The organism is Nocardia noduli, assembly GCF_019038455.1.
GTDB classification, from domain to species: domain Bacteria; phylum Actinomycetota; class Actinomycetes; order Mycobacteriales; family Mycobacteriaceae; genus Nocardia; species Nocardia noduli.
Genome location: NZ_JAFMPL010000093.1, coordinates 18,091 through 34,112, shown reverse-complemented (window position 1 = coordinate 34,112; position 16,022 = coordinate 18,091). Strand labels below are relative to the sequence as shown.

General features: G+C 64.7%; 16 protein-coding genes. 7 read left to right on the top strand and 9 right to left on the bottom strand.

All coding sequences use genetic code 11. The features are described from left to right. Positions 1 to 1,290 precede the first annotated feature (1,290 nt). Complete coding sequence (locus JZ792_RS32365) at positions 1,291 to 2,217, top strand: hypothetical protein (protein WP_216916687.1); 927 nt, start codon at positions 1,291 to 1,293, stop codon at positions 2,215 to 2,217. Between the two features lie 282 nt (positions 2,218 to 2,499). On the opposite strand, the gene JZ792_RS32360 is transcribed toward JZ792_RS32365, so the two are convergent. Beyond that, entirely contained in the window at positions 2,500 to 2,703 is a 204-nt protein-coding gene (locus tag JZ792_RS32360) for a hypothetical protein (RefSeq protein WP_216916686.1), read from the bottom strand. Between the two features lie 18 nt (positions 2,704 to 2,721). Further along, positions 2,722 to 3,066, bottom strand: a complete 345-nt coding sequence (locus JZ792_RS32355; RefSeq protein ID WP_216916685.1) for a TetR/AcrR family transcriptional regulator — start codon at positions 3,064 to 3,066, stop codon at positions 2,722 to 2,724. A 562-nt stretch (positions 3,067 to 3,628) separates the two neighbouring features. Between JZ792_RS32355 and JZ792_RS32350 the strand changes: the two genes are divergently transcribed. Continuing rightward, positions 3,629 to 4,042 (top strand): DUF1003 domain-containing protein, encoded by a 414-nt coding sequence (locus tag JZ792_RS32350; RefSeq protein ID WP_216916684.1) that lies wholly within the window; start codon positions 3,629 to 3,631, stop codon positions 4,040 to 4,042. Between the two features lie 32 nt (positions 4,043 to 4,074). Here the strand turns inward: JZ792_RS32350 and JZ792_RS32345 are convergent, their stop codons facing one another. From JZ792_RS32345 to JZ792_RS32330, 4 genes are all read right to left on the bottom strand, one after another. Further along, positions 4,075 to 4,437, bottom strand: a complete 363-nt coding sequence (locus JZ792_RS32345; RefSeq protein WP_216916683.1) for an ArsR/SmtB family transcription factor — start codon at positions 4,435 to 4,437, stop codon at positions 4,075 to 4,077. A 3-nt stretch (positions 4,438 to 4,440) separates the two neighbouring features. Next, positions 4,441 to 5,685, bottom strand: coding sequence for an MFS transporter (locus tag JZ792_RS32340; protein WP_216916682.1), 1,245 nt, complete (start codon positions 5,683 to 5,685; stop codon positions 4,441 to 4,443). A 111-nt stretch (positions 5,686 to 5,796) separates the two neighbouring features. Beyond that, positions 5,797 to 5,982, bottom strand: a complete 186-nt coding sequence (locus JZ792_RS32335) for a hypothetical protein (RefSeq protein WP_216916681.1) — start codon at positions 5,980 to 5,982, stop codon at positions 5,797 to 5,799. Beyond that, complete coding sequence (locus tag JZ792_RS32330) at positions 5,979 to 6,638, bottom strand: class I SAM-dependent methyltransferase (protein WP_216916680.1); 660 nt, start codon at positions 6,636 to 6,638, stop codon at positions 5,979 to 5,981. Before JZ792_RS32330 ends, JZ792_RS32335 begins: the two co-directional genes overlap by 4 nt. Before the next feature lie 86 nt (positions 6,639 to 6,724). Here JZ792_RS32330 and JZ792_RS32325 point away from each other — a divergent pair, with 86 nt between their 5' ends. The 5 genes from JZ792_RS32325 (at position 6,725) to JZ792_RS32305 (ending at position 12,492) form a co-directional block, all read left to right on the top strand. Then, positions 6,725 to 7,366, top strand: coding sequence for a TetR family transcriptional regulator (locus JZ792_RS32325; protein ID WP_216916679.1), 642 nt, complete (start codon positions 6,725 to 6,727; stop codon positions 7,364 to 7,366). 263 nt (positions 7,367 to 7,629) lie between these two features. Continuing rightward, positions 7,630 to 9,423: an AMP-dependent synthetase/ligase gene (locus tag JZ792_RS32320; RefSeq protein ID WP_216916678.1), complete on the top strand. Its 1,794-nt coding sequence runs from the start codon at positions 7,630 to 7,632 to the stop codon at positions 9,421 to 9,423. Between the two features lie 292 nt (positions 9,424 to 9,715). Then, positions 9,716 to 10,660 carry a 1-phosphofructokinase family hexose kinase gene (locus JZ792_RS32315; RefSeq protein ID WP_308165541.1) on the top strand — a complete coding sequence of 315 codons (945 nt, stop codon included), beginning with the start codon at positions 9,716 to 9,718 and terminating at the stop codon, positions 10,658 to 10,660. Positions 10,661 to 10,893: 233 nt separating this feature from the next. Further along, positions 10,894 to 11,367 carry a GNAT family N-acetyltransferase gene (locus tag JZ792_RS32310; protein WP_216916676.1) on the top strand — a complete coding sequence of 158 codons (474 nt, stop codon included), beginning with the start codon at positions 10,894 to 10,896 and terminating at the stop codon, positions 11,365 to 11,367. Between the two features lie 90 nt (positions 11,368 to 11,457). After that, complete coding sequence (locus tag JZ792_RS32305; RefSeq protein ID WP_254190660.1) at positions 11,458 to 12,492, top strand: Acg family FMN-binding oxidoreductase; 1,035 nt, start codon at positions 11,458 to 11,460, stop codon at positions 12,490 to 12,492. A gap of 370 nt (positions 12,493 to 12,862) precedes the next feature. Here JZ792_RS32305 and JZ792_RS32300 read toward each other — a convergent pair whose 3' ends face one another. From JZ792_RS32300 to JZ792_RS32290, 3 genes are all read right to left on the bottom strand, one after another. After that, entirely contained in the window at positions 12,863 to 13,666 is an 804-nt protein-coding gene (locus tag JZ792_RS32300; RefSeq protein ID WP_216916675.1) for a sigma 54 modulation/S30EA ribosomal C-terminal domain-containing protein, read from the bottom strand. Between the two features lie 268 nt (positions 13,667 to 13,934). After that, a complete protein-coding gene (locus JZ792_RS32295) occupies positions 13,935 to 14,822 on the bottom strand; it encodes a universal stress protein (protein ID WP_216916674.1) in 888 nt (295 codons plus the stop codon). A gap of 250 nt (positions 14,823 to 15,072) precedes the next feature. Continuing rightward, positions 15,073 to 15,720 (bottom strand): mycothiol-dependent nitroreductase Rv2466c family protein, encoded by a 648-nt coding sequence (locus JZ792_RS32290; protein WP_216916673.1) that lies wholly within the window; start codon positions 15,718 to 15,720, stop codon positions 15,073 to 15,075. Positions 15,721 to 16,022 lie beyond the last annotated feature (302 nt).

Sequence of the window (16,022 nt, the reverse complement as noted above, 5' to 3'; positions counted from 1 at the left end):
CTGTTCCACAAGGGCAACCTCCTCGAACGCCCCCGCGACATCACCCCGCCGTCAACCGACGCGACCGAACCCACCCGAACGGAGGTCGCCTGAAACTTGCCGATCCACAGGATTTGACAATATCTCGACGTCGGAACCCGCGTATACCTGTTCCAACGCGCGGCGGGCCTTCTGGGAAGCCGCCGGGTCCGATCCGGAGTTCATGATCCAGGTCAGCGCCCGGATCGTGAAGGGATGGGTGGGGCGGCGTCTGAGTGTTCGACACAATCGGTCGACATCGCCGCGGCGCAACCAGCCCACGACCCTCTCATCGAACTCTCGCCCACCAAACCGCCGCCGCCACGCGCGAAATATCACCATTTCATTGTGACCGCACCGGTCAACCGACAACGGTGTACAGGCAGACCCCTGGGAAGTTCACGCCGGATGCGTGGAGCCGGTACGTCACCAGCACGGCGTCCAAGCAACTGTGCCCCTGACCGCCCACGCCCGACACCCACACAGTGGTTGGGCCACGACGGCGGTGTCCCTGAAACGGGCAGTCACCGCAGTAGGTGATTGCGGACTATCCCCAAGCAAAGCTGGCTGACATCGAGACGTCGCCTGCTGACATTTTCGAGTCGCCTCTCACACACGCGCGCACCGCACCCTGCGACTCCATGATATCCCCAGGTCGAGATTCCCGCCGCAGGAACGGGCACGGCCCCCTCCCCGTCCGGCGGGTCGAAGCCTCCTTCGCCAGTGCGGAGCGAACCGCCGCCGAGGAGTTCGACGGGCCGATACGCGTGCCGGGATTCGAAATGGGTCAAGCCGGTGGCCGAGCGGGCATTGCGGTCCGTTCGTGCACCGGCTGGCCAGCTCGACGCCGCTGAGGTGCTCGGTGCCGCGCACATAGCCCCCGGGCCCGCAGCGTATTCGACCATGTCCTTACCAGGAGGTCGACTGAACCGTGCCGGATGCGGTGCCACGTGACGAATCTCAGGCGTGCCCCAAAGGGCTGCGGCCGGACAGCGCCGAAGGTAGGTTTGCCGACCGCACCGTTCGGCGGGGCGTGGACGGTGACACAGCCGCAGTCGATTCCCGGACCGGCTGTGGGACGAGTTGTTCGATGCCATGCGCGACGATCGGGACCACTCGTCCCATACCCACTGACAATCCGGCCAGGGATACCCTGGCCACGGCAGGGACGGCTGCGGTGTGTCTGCACTCATCGCCAAGACACAACCGCGCCCCGGCCGAGGCAATAACGTTCGCGAATGAGCGGACTTCACCCGACAAAGGAGCACGAAGTTGATCCCCGACAACGGGATATGGCAGCGCATGGCTGACAGCCTCGACGCGATCACCGCGATGTTCGCAGTCAGCGCGCTTGAGATAGGGAAGCCATACAAGGACAGCTGTCCGGCGCGCAAGGACGACAACGGCCAGCGTCAGCTGGCGTGCGATTGGCAGCAGCGTCCGGTCGATGAACTGCACGCCGAGATACAGAGCCAGCTCGCGCAGGCCAACGATCACCTGCGCATACTCGCGCGGGCCCTGACCGAGCCGCGAATCATCTACAGCCCGTTCACACTTGCCCGGGGCACGCTGATTCCCAGTGCCCAGGCGTTCCACCTGTGCGACCCCCGGATCAGCCTTGTCGATCGCATCGGCCGACTTCTGAACTTTCACTACACGTCGAATCTGCTTCTGCGAACGATGGTCGACGGAGGCCCCAGCACACCCGACCCGGCCGAGCGGGCCCGGCTCGATCAGGTGATCGATGAACTGGCGCGTTCTGCGCAACAACTCGGCCTGACCATCAAGTATCCGAAGAACGACACATCGAAGGCCCCGGTGTACTTCGGGCACCCGTTCCCCAAGGACATCGAGTTGGTGGGTGAGTTGCTCGGAGAGGGTGATGCGTCCGGACATGGCGAATTCGCCTTCCGACTGTTCTCGGCAGGCGTGCACGCCCAGCCGCACCTGTCGTCGATTCTGACGACGCAGACGGTCGGTGCCGGGCGTGAGGGGATGATCCCGGCCAATCGAGCCGTGACGACAAAGACGCTGGCTGCCATCGCCACCGCAGCGGCGGGTGGGTACATGACCGCCTGTGAGCGCGCGATGGCCTACTTCGGTGTCGAGAGCAGTACGTCGAGGATGGCTTCGGCGATGGCGATCCTGGTCGAGCTATCGGAGCTGGGCGGACGGAACCCCAACCGCACCGCAAGCTGATACTGCGAAGACGACGTCTGCCAAAACGCCCGGGTGCAGCACCATCATATTCCCGCGCCATTACACCAGCCCCGGCTCCCTTCGGTGACGGTTCGCGACCATGGTCGGCCTGGAACCACTGACATCGAAGTGGGAATCACGCACTGACATCCTGGTAGGAAGTCTCACCGCGAGATTGTCAGTGGATTGATGTGCGATTTTCGACTGCGTGTCAGTAGGGTTTTTCCGGTTGATGTCAGTTGGTGCTGCTTGAGATCGCTGCGTTGATCTGGGAATTCTTCGTTATGCGGATGTTGGCTGGGATGCCTGGTCGTGGTCGCGGAGCATCCGCAGGACGGTGGCGGGTGAGGGGTGTCGCCCCTTCTTCTTCCCCTTGATGATGACGAGGCGACCGGCGATGTCGCGCAAGCAGTGGTTCTGCTCGCGGAAGTGCAGCGCCAACGCGAGCATGGTGTCGTCGACGACGGCGGCACCGCCGAAGAGCACGAGCGGCGACCTCGACCATCACCGACCTCCCGCCGAGCCATCACGCAGGAGACTGTCGCCCTCGTCCAGCACCACCATCAGCTTGTTCAGCACACCTTCGGTTCGGGCCGCAGCATCCGCGAGGCCGGGCACCGCGATATCGGCGAGTTCGAGGAATGTGGCCTTCATCAGTTCGGCTTTGTTGGGAAAGTAGTGGTACAGGCTGCCACTGGTCATACCGGCCACGCGAGCGATCTCACGGATCGTCGCACGGGAATAGCCCACCTCGGCCACACAACGCATCGTGGCCGCGATGACACGCTGCCGCGTCTGCTCGCCATGGGCGCCGACCGGACGCCCCAGCGACGGTGAACTGATCGACATATGGCCCCTCCCCTCGGATGAGTCAACTCTGTAGAGCTTGCCACGCCGCATTGCCGGCGCCGCGCAACGCTTCACCCCTCCGGGAGGGCTTTCGATGAGATCGCTGCGGATAGTCGTGGTCGCGATGGCGATCGTGGTTCTGGCGACAGGGTTCGGAATGTTCGTACGACGTCCTACTCGATCGAAAAGAAGCGTTCCGTGACCGCGCCCAGGTCAGCTGGTCTGGATCAGAGCTGTCTGCTGAGCAGGCGGCGGCCGTCGTCCTGGAAACCTCGTGCGCGGTAATGAACGCAGCCGCCAGTTCGACAGGGTCGGCAGCACGCACCGTCGCGGATGAAGTCGCCATACCCGCAGTACAATCGGCCGGTCCGGATCGGACAACCGATTTTTGCCCAACGCGCCTATCCCGCGGGCCGCTGCCATACTCAGCGCGGGCAATCCACGGTTACTGATCCCGCCTGGTTTCCGGGCGTCCCGAAGCGACCGATCCGTGAGAAACACGCTGCGCCCGATAGCATCCCGGCGTAGTCGATCGCTGTTCATTCTGTCGAGGAGCCATGCCATGTCCCAGCTGCCGAACTCTGGCCGACATCCCGTCGTGGCCGACCTCCACGCTCGTCGCCGCGACGATTGGCAACTACGGGTCGCGGACTGGATCACCCGCTTCGCCGGATCGATGCCGTTCGTCTATATCCATGCGATCGGGTTCGCTGCCTGGATGCTCTACTGCGAGCAGAGCCCTTGGCCGACGCTGACTCTGGTGGTATCGCTGGAGGCGATATTCTTGTCGACGTTCGTGATGATCGGACAGAACCGCGCGGCCGAATTCCAGCAGCTCAAAGCTGACCACGATTTCGCCGAGGAAGAGCTCGAACTCAAGACCAATACCGAACTCACCCGCGCCATCCATGCCATGACCACTGAACTGCACCGTCGCATCATCGACGAAACCGTCACTCCGGCTGAGCGGGCCTGAAGGCCCGAGCCTCGTGGTACCCGACCCCACCGTCAGGTGTGTGGAGGTTCTCCGGTGACGATGTGGTCGGCCAGGTTGAGGCCCTCGCGGACTAAGCGCGACAGGTGTCCATCTCGGACGCGGTAGATGATGCGACGACCTTCACGCCGAGTGTCGACCAGTCCGGTGAAACGAAGTTTGGCGAGATGTTGGCTGACCGCGGTCCGAGAAGCGCCGCACGCCTCGGTGAGGGTGGTGACGTCGGCCTCGCCGTCGGCGAGGATCCACAGGATGTGGAGTCGGGTCGCATCGGACAGCATCCGGAAAGCGTCGGCGGCCGCGTCGAGGCGCGCCTGGTCGGGATCGACGGTGTGAACGAGGCTGGGCGTGGGCGGTTGCGCCGTCGCGTCCGCCATTGCTCACCGTCTCCCCGCTGGTACCGCCTCGCTCCGCGACGGAATGTCGACCGGCCACACTCGCGCGGCTGTTGTTCCCGCAAGTGTAGCTATGACAGCCAGGGCTGTTGCCGCGGTGAGTTGGCCCGCGCTCGCGCCGACCCATCCGGCGAGAGGGTAGGTGAGCAGGAAGCAGGCGTGCGAAAGCGAGAACTGAGCCGTGAAAACAGCCGGGCGGATGTCAGGGGTCGACTGTGCGCGCAGCAAGCGCGCCGATGGCGTGTTGACCATCGAGGTCCCCGCGCCGAGTGTCACCCAGGCCATGGCGAGTATCAGCCATCCGGGGCCGGGAGAGGGCCGCAGCGCCGCGATCGAGGCGCCGAGCAGTAGTCCGATCGGCAGCAGGGTGCACCCGGCCAGCATGAGTCCACGGTCGGTGACGCGGGTCAGTAGGCGTGGCACCGAGAGCGCGACCACCATGGATCCGCCGCCGTAGCAGCCCAGTGCCAGCGCGACACCGGCGGTGGAGCCCTCGAGCAGGTCCCGGACGTACACGACGGAATCGACCACGACCAGCGCCGTCGCGGCACCGACGGCGAGGTTCATCGCCAGCAGCCCGCGCAATACCGGCCGGTCGAACATGAATCGTGCGCCCCTGGCGATCCGTCGTGAGAGTGGCACCGAGCGGTCCGTGGGTATGGGTCGCGGCAACGCGGTCGTCATGACCAGCGAAGCGGAGGCGATGAATCCGGCAGCGGTAGCGACGAAGAGCAGGTTGTAGGTGAGTACGGTCAGCACCGCCGCGGCGAGCGCCGGGCTGAGCAATGATTCCAGGTCGTATGCCAGTCGCGACAGCGACAATCCTTTTGTGTAGTCGTCCTCGTCGACCAGTATCGAGGGGATCACTGCCTGGAACGCCGGAGTGAAGGTCGCCGAGGCGGCCTGTAGTACGAAGATCAGCAGGTAGATCTGCCAGGTGTGGGTGACGAAAGGCAGCGTCAGGGCGATGGCGGCGCGAATCGAGTCGGCGCCGACAAGCACTATCCGGCGCGGTACCCGGTCGGTGACCGCCGAGATCACCGGTGCGACGAAGACGTACGCGATCATCTTGATCGTGAGCGCGGCGCCGAGGACGGCGCCCGCGTCGCTGCCCGCGAGGTCGTAGGCCAGCAGTCCGAGCGCCACCGTCAGCAGACCCGTGCCGACCAGTGCCACCACCTGCGCGGTGAAGAGTCGGCGGAACCGACGCTGCCGCAATATCTCGATCACTCCGGCCTCCGGACTCGGTGAACCCCTGGGCACACCTTAAGACAATATGTGCGCAGTTGCGAACTTGATGGCCTATTGACCAGAGGTCGGAGCGACGAGTTCGACCGACGCCTATATCGACGGTCTACGGCGGCGCAGTCGACGGCTGCCGAGTGCCGCGATCGCCACATGGGCGACCAGGCCGAGGATCGCGACCGCGAGGCCGACCATACTGCCCAGCCAGAGGTGCACGACGATTCCCCCGACGATCAACGGCAACGCCATGATCCGCAACGTGCCGCGGCCGAGGTGACTCATCCGCGCACACCGGGCGCGACGGCAGTGACGTATCGAATCCACGGACGCAGATCTCCGGAGTCGACCTGCTCGAATCCCGCGTCCCGCACCATCGGCGCCAGCAGATGGATCGGATTGTGCTCCATCGACGGCCCGGTCAACGCGCCGACGATATGCCTGCCGACCGGATTCGCCGGTGGCCGGAACTCGCCGATCAACAGCCTCCCGCCCGGACGCAGCACCCGGCGCATCTCCGCGAGCGCCGTCGGACGCAGATCCTCCGGCAGATGGTGCAACATCAGACAATTGGCCACCACATCGAACGAATCGTCCTCCGCGGGCAGCGATTCGGCGACGCCGGTGCTGTAGGTGCAGTTCGATTCCTCGGTGATCCGGCGGGCCCGGTCGATCCCCGCGGCGGACGGGTCGATGCCCACCACCGTCCCCGAATCGACGATCGCGGCCAGGCGGCGGGTCAGATAGCCGGTGCCGCAACCGATGTCGAGGACGCGATCGCCGGGGCGGGCGCCGCTCAGTTCGGCGAGGCGTCGGTAGACGTGGTCGCGGCACCCGCCGAAGAACACCGCGCCGAACACATCGTAGGTTGCGCCGTGGTCGATCGTCAGCCCCCGCGTGCCGGGGTTGGAATTGTGATGCATGAGATGTCCGAGGCCCATGGCCCTCTCCTTAACTTAGTAGTCACTAAGACGGCTCCAACTTAGTTGTGACTAAGTTATTTCGCAAGAGTGGATACGATGACCGCATGGCCCGCGCATCCTCGAGACCCGCCGACTCCCGGCGCACTCGCCTGAGCGCCGCAGAACGTCGCGCGTCGATCATCGACGCCGCTACCTCGGCGTTCGCCGAGTCCGGGTTTCAGCGCAGCACCATGGCCCACATCGCGGCTCGCGTCGGCGTCACCGAACCGGTGCTCTTCCAGAACTTCGGCTCCAAAGTCGGCCTCTACGCTGCCGTCGTAGCGCACGCCTCCGGCCAGATGTGCGCCATGATGCGCGCCTTCGCCGCCGAGACCGACTCGATCGCAGTCCTGCTCGAACACCTGCTCAGCCCCGGACACATCGATGAACTCCATGCCCCCGGCTCGCTCGGGGTGATCTTCGCCGACGCGATGACGCTGACCGCCGAACCCGCCGTCGAGCAAGCGGTACGCGGACACATGGGCGAGCTCGCCGAGGTATTGACCGAGATCATCACCCAAGGCAAACAGGCCGGTGACCTCCGCTCCGACCTCGACCCCGACGCGGCCGCCTGGCTGTTGCTGTCATTCATGTCCGCGCACCGCTTCCGCAGCGCCGTGATGCCGGATCGCCAGCGGCTCGAAGATCACCTCGCCGCAATGACACTCCAAGCCTTGATGGACCCGAACCCGTCCCAAAGGCACTGAATCCCGACCGATCGTTCCACGCCTCCGGCCGGAATTGCGTTCCGCTTGCCTTTGTCACTTCCGATCTGTTGCCTCGCCCTACCCCTGTCCACCAGGTCGGACCTCTGAGACAGAGGACTTTGGTCCTTGCCCGGGACTGCCAACAGCCGTCGCGACGTCGATGTTGTACGGATCACACTTGGTTCACAGCCACTTGATGTGGGCCACTTGTCCAAGGCGAGCGCAACCGCGCCTTCCGGCAGCGTCGCCGACGAGGAGCCGTCATGCACGAATTCGGATTGCCAGCGTTGTACCACGTTCCTTCCAGCGGGAATCTGACCGACTTGATCGAGCACAACGCCGAAAAGTCTCCCGACGTCGCTGTGATCAGCCACAAGGTCGGTGGCGATTGGCACGAACTGACCGCTGCCCAGTTCTGGACCGAGGTGTGGAAGACAGCGAAGGGATTGATCGCCAACGGCGTTCAGGCCGGTGATCGGGTCGCCGTCATGTCCCGCACCCGCTACGAATGGACGCTGCTGGACTTCGCGATCTGGTGTGCGGGAGCGGTCACGGTCCCGGTATATGACACCTCCTCCGTCGAACAAGTGCGGTGGATCCTCTCCGACTCCGGCGCGGTCGCCGTCATCACCGAAACCGACCACCACGCGGCCGTGGTCACCGACCTGCGCGACGAACTGCCGAAACTGAGGCACACCTGGCAGATCGACGCCGAAGCCATCGCGACCCTGATGGCGGACGGCACACGGATCGATGACAGCGCCGTCACCGATCGCCGGGCCGCCGTATCGGCCGACGGGCTGGCGACGATCGTGTACACCTCCGGCACCACCGGTCGGCCGAAGGGCTGCCAACTGACCCACGGCAACTTCCTGGCCGAATTGGGCAATATCACCGCGCGAATGCCGACGTTGTTCCGCACCGGCGAATCCTCGTTGCTGCTGTTCCTGCCGCTGGCGCACGTGCTCGGCAGGCTCGCAGAGGTCGCGGCGGCATTCGTTCCCATCGATATCGCCCATGTCAGCGACGTCAAGGACGTCACCACCGAACTCAGCGCCTTCCGACCGACTCTGATACTCGGCGTTCCGCGCGTTTTCGAGAAGGTGTACAACACCGCCCGCACACGAGCCCAACTCGCCGGTCGGGGCCGCATCTTCGATGTGGCCGCCGCCACGGCCATCGCATACAGTCGCGCCGAGGACCACAGCCGAATCCCACTGACGCTGCGGATGCGGCATGCGCTGTTCGACCGTCTGGTCTATCGCCGTCTGCGTGCCGCGCTGGGTGGCCGCGCCACGCACGCCATCTCGGGCGGCGCCGCGCTCGGCGAACGACTCGGCCACTTCTACCGCGGGATCGGATTCACCGTGCTGGAAGGCTACGGACTGACCGAGACCTGCGCGGCTGCCACGTTCAACCCGGATGACCGACCCAAGATCGGCACGGTCGGTCAGCCGCTGCCCGGCTCCACGGTCCGTATCGCTGACGACGGCGAGATTCTGCTCCGAGGACCGAACGTGTTCACCGGATATTGGAACAACCCACGCGCCACCGCCGACACGTTCCGGGACGGCTGGTTCGCCACGGGAGACCTCGGCACGCTCGATGACGACGGATACCTCACGATCATCGGACGCAAGAAGGAGATCATCGTCACCGCCGCCGGAAAGAATGTCGCTCCAGCCGTGATCGAAGACCGCATCCGCGGCCATTCGATCATCGGTGAGGTGATTGTCGTCGGTGACGGCAGGCCGTTCGTCAGTTGCCTGGTCACTGTCGACGAGGAGCAGTTCCCCACGTGGAAAGAGTTGAATGGCAAACCCGCTGATGCCAGCATCGCCGATCTCTCCGACGACCTGGATCTGCTCGCCGCCGTCCAATCCGCCATCGATGACGGCAACCGAGCCGTCTCTCGAGCCGAGGCGGTGCGCAAATTCCGACTGATCGATGCCGACCTCACCGAGGCGAGTGGATACATCACCCCCTCGTTGAAGCTCAAACGAAATATCGTGCTCCGCGACTTCGCGACGGAAGTCAGCGCGATGTACAGCGCCTGAGCGCAATCGACTCTTCGATATACGGCACCTCTGCGACCACGATCAGCACCTGCGCTTCTCGCAGTCCGGCGCGAACAATGACCAACGGCAACGCCTCCGGACCTTTCGGCACTGCATATCGCGGACGTCTCGGAGCCAGGCTCATATGGACGAGATCAGTAGCAGGAGGCCTCGATGCACGCTCCATTCACACCTTCGCCCCGGGATGAGGACTACTTCCTGGACGGGAACGCTGACCGAGACGTAGAGAGCCCGAGCAGTGTAGAGTTCTGAGCAGAATGCCAGGGGGCGAATCCTGACGGTAACGCTGAACCCGACTGTCGATACCTGCATGGAAGTGCCGCGTCTGAGCAGTGGCGGCAAGAACCGCGCGAAACTGCAGTCGGTCCAAGGTGGCGGCGGCGGAATCAACGTCGCACGATGCCTGCGCAGGCTCGGTGGATCGGCGACCGCTTGGCACACCTCGGGCAGAGAAGTCGGAGCGAGGCTGAACCGACTGCTCGACGCCGAGGGACTGGATCACCGGAGCACCGAAATCGGTTCTGATACAAGAGAAGCCATAGTCGTCGCCGAACACTGGACCGGGCACAGCTACCACATCGTGCCACCGGGTCCCGTCCTCACGGACGACGAGGAGAAACTGTGCATGGACGCGATCGTCGCCGCAGCCCACGACGTCTCCTATCTGATCATCACCGGCAGCGTCACCCATGGGCTCCGAGATGACTTCTGCGCCGAGATTGTGCGCCGTACGGGAACGAATGGCACGAAAGTCATCCTGGATGTCGCCGCAGAGCAGTTACCGAAGGCCTTGCAGGAAGACATCTTCATGGTTCGCTTGGACAGGCATGAGGCCGCCGAACTGATCGGCCAGCCGATCGAAGACTTCGGCGACGCTCGAGCCGCCAATGATTACCTGTTCGCCAACGGTGCCGTACACAACGCCCTCACCTCGGTAGGCGCACTCGGAGCGGTGTACTCCGATCGTGTTGCGCACTACGAGATATCAGCCCCGATATCGCCCCACCCGCCACGTAGCGATGTCTGCGCCGGCGACAGCCTGGTGGCATCGGTGACATTTCAGCTCAGCCGCGGGCACACGTGTCTGCACGCGTGCGAATTCGGGGTGGCGGCCGCCGCAGCGACTGTTCGACTTCCGGGAACCGAAGTGTTCGAATTGTCCACCGTCGAAACTCTTCGCTCCGAAGTCATTACCCGACAGGTCACCAGACGCTGATCGTCCTCACATCGAAGCGAACTCATGCGCACATTTCTTCACCACTGCCCGAGAGTATCCGCCAGGCGGCAGATTTCCGAGCCGACCACGCAGGAGTCGGATGCGATCGTGCAGGTGGCCGTAACCAATCGTGGCGCGGACCTTGAACAGCGTCGAGGAAGACGCCCGCACAACTGTCATGGTTTCGCGCGAATGAGGCGTTTCATCTCCTATCCGGGCAGAGGGTCCGGACGATGAAGTCGGCGCCTCCTTCTGTTCGCAGACTCGGCCCCGACGACCAGGAGGCCATTCGGGGTCTGCATGCCGGAATGGACACGAAGGACAGCTACTATCGGTTCTTCGCCACTCTGCCGGAGAGCCTCACGACAGTCGGTGCGACGCTATCGAAGGACGATCCCGACCACTGCGCGGTAGGTGCGTTCGTCGAAGACCATCTCGTCGGGGTGGCGAACTTCGTAACTCTGGTGGGGACGCAGACTGCCGAGGTAGCTCTCGTCGTCGCACACGACGAGCAGGAGCACGGCATCGGCACAGAGCTGTTGATGAAACTCGCGGAACTGGCTCGTGAACGTGGCATCCGATGCTTCGTCGCCGATGTGATGGCCGCCAACTCGAAGATGATGCGACTGCTCATCGAGTCCGAGTCCGAGTTCGCGTTCACCGCACAGCGTTGCGACGGAAACATTCGCATCAGTGTCCAACTCTGACTGCGGCGACCACGGCCAGGGGCCTACCGGCCGTTCATCTCGGGACCTCCGACTCCAGACCCGATGTCACCGAATTCATACGGTAGGAATATGAACGCGCCCACCGGAGAGGTCATCGAGAAGTCCGTACTGCTGGCCGGTCGTGCCCCGTCGTTGCACAACAGCCAACCCTGGCGGTGGATATTCGACAGTCACGAATTGCGGTTGTATTCGGTGTCCAGCCGCATATTGCCCGCCACCGACGCGGCCGGCCGACAACTGCTGATCAGTTGCGGAGTCGGATTGGGTCATCTTCACGCGGCGATGGCAGCGGCGGGTTGGCGGACTGTGATCAGGAGGTTTCCCAATCCCAACCAGCGCGATTACCTGGCTGCTGTCGAGTTCCGGCCAGCGCTGATCGTTACCGATGCCGACCGCGAACGCGCCGACGCCATCGTGGCCCGCCATACCGACCGGCTGCCCTTCGCCGAGCCGACGGACTGGGAAGATTTCGAGATCGTGCTGCGCAGCACCCTCGACCCCGAGGGTGCTTCCTTGGATGTCCTCCCCGCCGACAGCCGCCCCGACCTGGCCCGAGCCTCGAAGCTTTCCGCCGCGTTGCGGCGCTACGACTCCGGATATCAGGCCGAACTGCGCTGGTGGTCGGGGCACCCCGTCGAAGCCGCCGGTGTGCCACCCGAGGTGCTGACTTCCCAGGAGGACTACGAACGCGTCGGCATCAACCGGAAGTTCCCCTCCGGCTCCGATGGACCACGAGACGCCGACGACACCGGACCGGACCGGGCGGCCGTGTTGGTGCTTTCGACCGACGACGACTCCCCCGAAGCCCTACTGCGATGTGGCGAGGCGCTGTCGACCGTGCTACTCGAATGCACGATCGCCGGCTACGCGACCTGTCCTCTCACCCACCTCACCGAACTTCCTCGCAGCCGCGATATCGTCCGCCAATTGACCGGCCGTGGCCAGCGACCGCAGGTACTCGTTCGCGTCGGCATGGCGCCGGAGGCCCGTACCGATCCGCCCGCCACACCACGCCTGGCCCTCGACGACATCCTCGAGCACAGCAGACGAGACGATTCCGTCCGTTCCTCGGACTTCCAGACCGGTCCTCACCGATGGGGATGAAGGGATGGCGGGCATATCCGCGGGGCCACCGGGCCCGGTAGGCAACCGTCCTGGTGGTCGGTGTCATGGGCTCACCCGGATCCGATCTCGCGATCGCCCGGGCGGCCCGACACCGCCGAAGTGGCGACCATGACACAGCCGGATTGATGTCCCCTGCCTTCGCGATCGGGAGGTTCTCCCCCGGTCAATGCGTTCCGAGGGTACGCCGCGCCCGCGAGCCGCCGTGCGACACGCCCGCCCGGCGTACCGACCGGTGTTCCCCCGAATGCGCAGTGGCGATATCGAACTGCCAGCCCCTGGACTCGATGTTCTGCCCGACTCCGCAGAGTTCGGGCTCAGGTCCTGAGATCCTTCCGCAACGGAATCGAGGTCATTGTGTCGATGGAGTGATGAGTCCGTAGTTGCCGTCATAGCGGTGGTACAGCACGCTGCCGCGATTCGTCGTGCGGTCGCGGAAGAAGACGAACGGGTACCCGGTCAGCTCGAGTCGCTCGATGGCGTTGCCGACGTCCAGGATCGGAGCCGGCATCCGGCTGATCGTGCACGCGGTCGCGCCTCGGACCACGGTGTCGAGGTGCGGAACTACCTGCGCGAGACGGTAACCCGTGTCGTCTGCCCGGTACATGACGCTGTCGGCGCGACTGCCGGATTCGGTGAACAGATGGAATTCGTAGTCCATCGTCTCCATGTCGAAGACCGCTTCATCACAGGTTTCTCCGATCAGCGCGTAGGACTTGCGCCGGATGATCTCGCGCTGGTCGGATTCGCGCGGAAAACCCGACAGCCAGACTCGTGGGATATCTCCGTGCCGCCAATCGTGCCCGCGGAGTCCACGGCGGCCGTTACGGACCGCATCGCGATGCCGGGCCACACGTTCCAGACGCGTCTTCAACCGGGCGGCCAACAGGTCGATCGCCTCGCGTGTGGTCGCCGCCGCGACCTGGACCCGGACTGTCCGGTCGACGGTGCTGACGTTTGCCTGAGCGACAATCGAGAGAGCCACCGAAGGATCGGGGTGCCCGGTCACCCGGACCCGCACGCCCAGTATGGGATCGAATCCGTGATCCAGAACCGGAATGATCTTCGCACGCGCATAGTCGGACGCTCCCGCCGAGACGTGGTGGCCGACCGATATCCGGATGACCGAGTCGATAGCTGATTCATTCGTACGCATAATGCCACCCTGCCCAGCTCGATCGGCCAGATTCAGAGGCGAAAGTCCCTCAACACCAAGGCCATTCGACCGGAAGATACATTGCTCGATGACCATTCACACCAATGTGTCCCCCATCGCGTGAGGGTGCCTGCCTCGATGGAGGCAGGCACCCTCACGCGAACTCACGCCGTGCGACACAGCGAGGGGACACGGTCACCGTCAGCCGCACCCTCGCGCGGTCGACGCGTAGAGAAGTGGCGACGATCCCGATTCCGCCTCGTGCCGATCAGTTGCGATCGCGGCAGATCAGGGTCGGGCACGGTGCGTGGTGCAGCAGATTCTGGCTGACAGATCCGAGCAACACCCCGGTGACGCGGTTGTGTCCGTGGCTTCCGGTCACCACCAGTTGCGCCCCGGCCGCGTGCTCGAGTAGCGCCTGGGAGGTAGGGCTCTTCTGCAGCACCCGGGTCACCGACACATCCGGGTACTTTTCCGTCCAGCCCGACAAGCGCTCAGCGAGCAGTTCCTCTTCCTGTTGCGCCAGGACCTCCCAGCTGTCGGCCACCTGTGTCCACTGCAACAGGTCCGGGTCGTTCCAGGCGTGCAGGGCGACGATTCCCACCCCGAGCAGCGCGGCGAGTTCGAAGGCGCGACCGACCGCCGCGTCGCCGCCCGGGCTACCGTCGACGCCGACGAGAATCGGGCGCTCGTCGGGCAGCGGCTGCGCGCGGTCACCCCGCCAGATCACCACCGGGCAACTCGCTTTGTTCGCCACACGCAGCGCGGTCGAGCCCAGCAACAGCGTGCTCCATCGATCGTCGGCGCTCGAGGCGACGACCACCAGTTGTGCCGTATCGCCGGAGGCGATGAGTTCCCGCGATGGCGCCCCTTCCAGCACCCGCTGATCGACGCGCAACTGCGGATGATCCTCGTGCACCGCCGCTGCGGCCACACGCAACTTTTCCATCGCCACCTCTCGCAGCCGCGGGAGCAGATCGGCTTCGGCGAGGGTGGCGGCGGTGAGTCGGTGGTCGGGGGTCGACACCACGGCGACGAGTTCGAGCGGCGCCTGCTGCCGGGCAGCGATCGCACCCGCCCACCGCGCGGCGGACACGGCTGCCCGACTGCCGTCTATTCCTACGACGATCGACTGATGGTTCGCGAGGGTGGTCATTTCAGGCTCCACTTCGACTGTGTGCTGGAAGAATTCGTCATATCGACCCGCTGCCGCGACCGCGCCGTCGATCGAACGGGAAAGTCGTCGCGGTCGCTATGGCCGACATACTCGACTATCGCCGCGCGCGTCGGATGGAGACAGGGCACGCAGACCCACGAACAGGGGTCGTAGGTCCCCGTCGCGCGCGCAGCGGACGTCGGCGCGAATAGCCGAACACCTCCGGCACCTCGCTGCGATCAGCGCGAGGTCACGACCGGAGCGCGCCGTCCGGGGGCGCGACGCTGCGGTGTCCGGCCTTGTCGATGGTCGGCGGTCCGGTGAAAGGCCGTTGCAGCGCAGCGAATCCCGGCGTTGTCGCCATGGTGATCACGGCTTCGAGCAAGGCCACGCCCTGCCGCGGACCAGGATTCTCGGTCAGTACCGGGCCGAAGAATCCACGGCCGTCGATCGCGAGGATGGGGCTGCCGCCGGGTCCGCCGAGACTCCGTTGACCGACAGCGTGCGCACTCGCGACCGCGTCGTCGAAGGCGACGTCGTCGAGGGACGCCGAGAGCGCCGTATCGAGGCCGCAATTCTCGAGCAGTTCATCGAGCCCGTCGCGCGTCACGTCCTCGCCGTGGACATGCATTCGTGTTCCGATCGTCTCGTAGAGGTGCGCGAATCCCTGTCGGCCCTCCACCTCGGTGACGGCGGCGAACAGCCGCCCCAGCCGACGCGATCGTTCGATCATCGGCCGATGGGCAGCGTCGATGTCATTGTCCTCGTTCAGAACAGCCAGACTCATCTGCCGCAGAGTGACCCGGGCGCCGACGGTCTCGGCGGCACCGAGGAGCCAGCGCGAGGTCACCCATGCGAACGGGCATACGGGATCGAGATACAGGTCTATATCGGTCATTGCGAATTCCTTTCTCGAACGGCTGGGATCTCCACTGCGACGAGCCGGCGAGCAGTCGCGACACGATGGGCACATCGAGCTCGCTCTCAGATCAGCCGCACCGATACCAGCATACCCCCAGGGGTATATAGCTATCCGTCGGCGACAGGGGAGCCGACCCGCTCGACTGCCGAGGCGCACCGACCGCCGAGTCGCGTGCGGCCGACCGTTTCGTCTACAGATACCCGACGGGGTATATTCGGCACCGTCGAGGAATACCCCCAGGGGTATAGCGGTTGACCAAGCCAGGACCCGTGGCATCG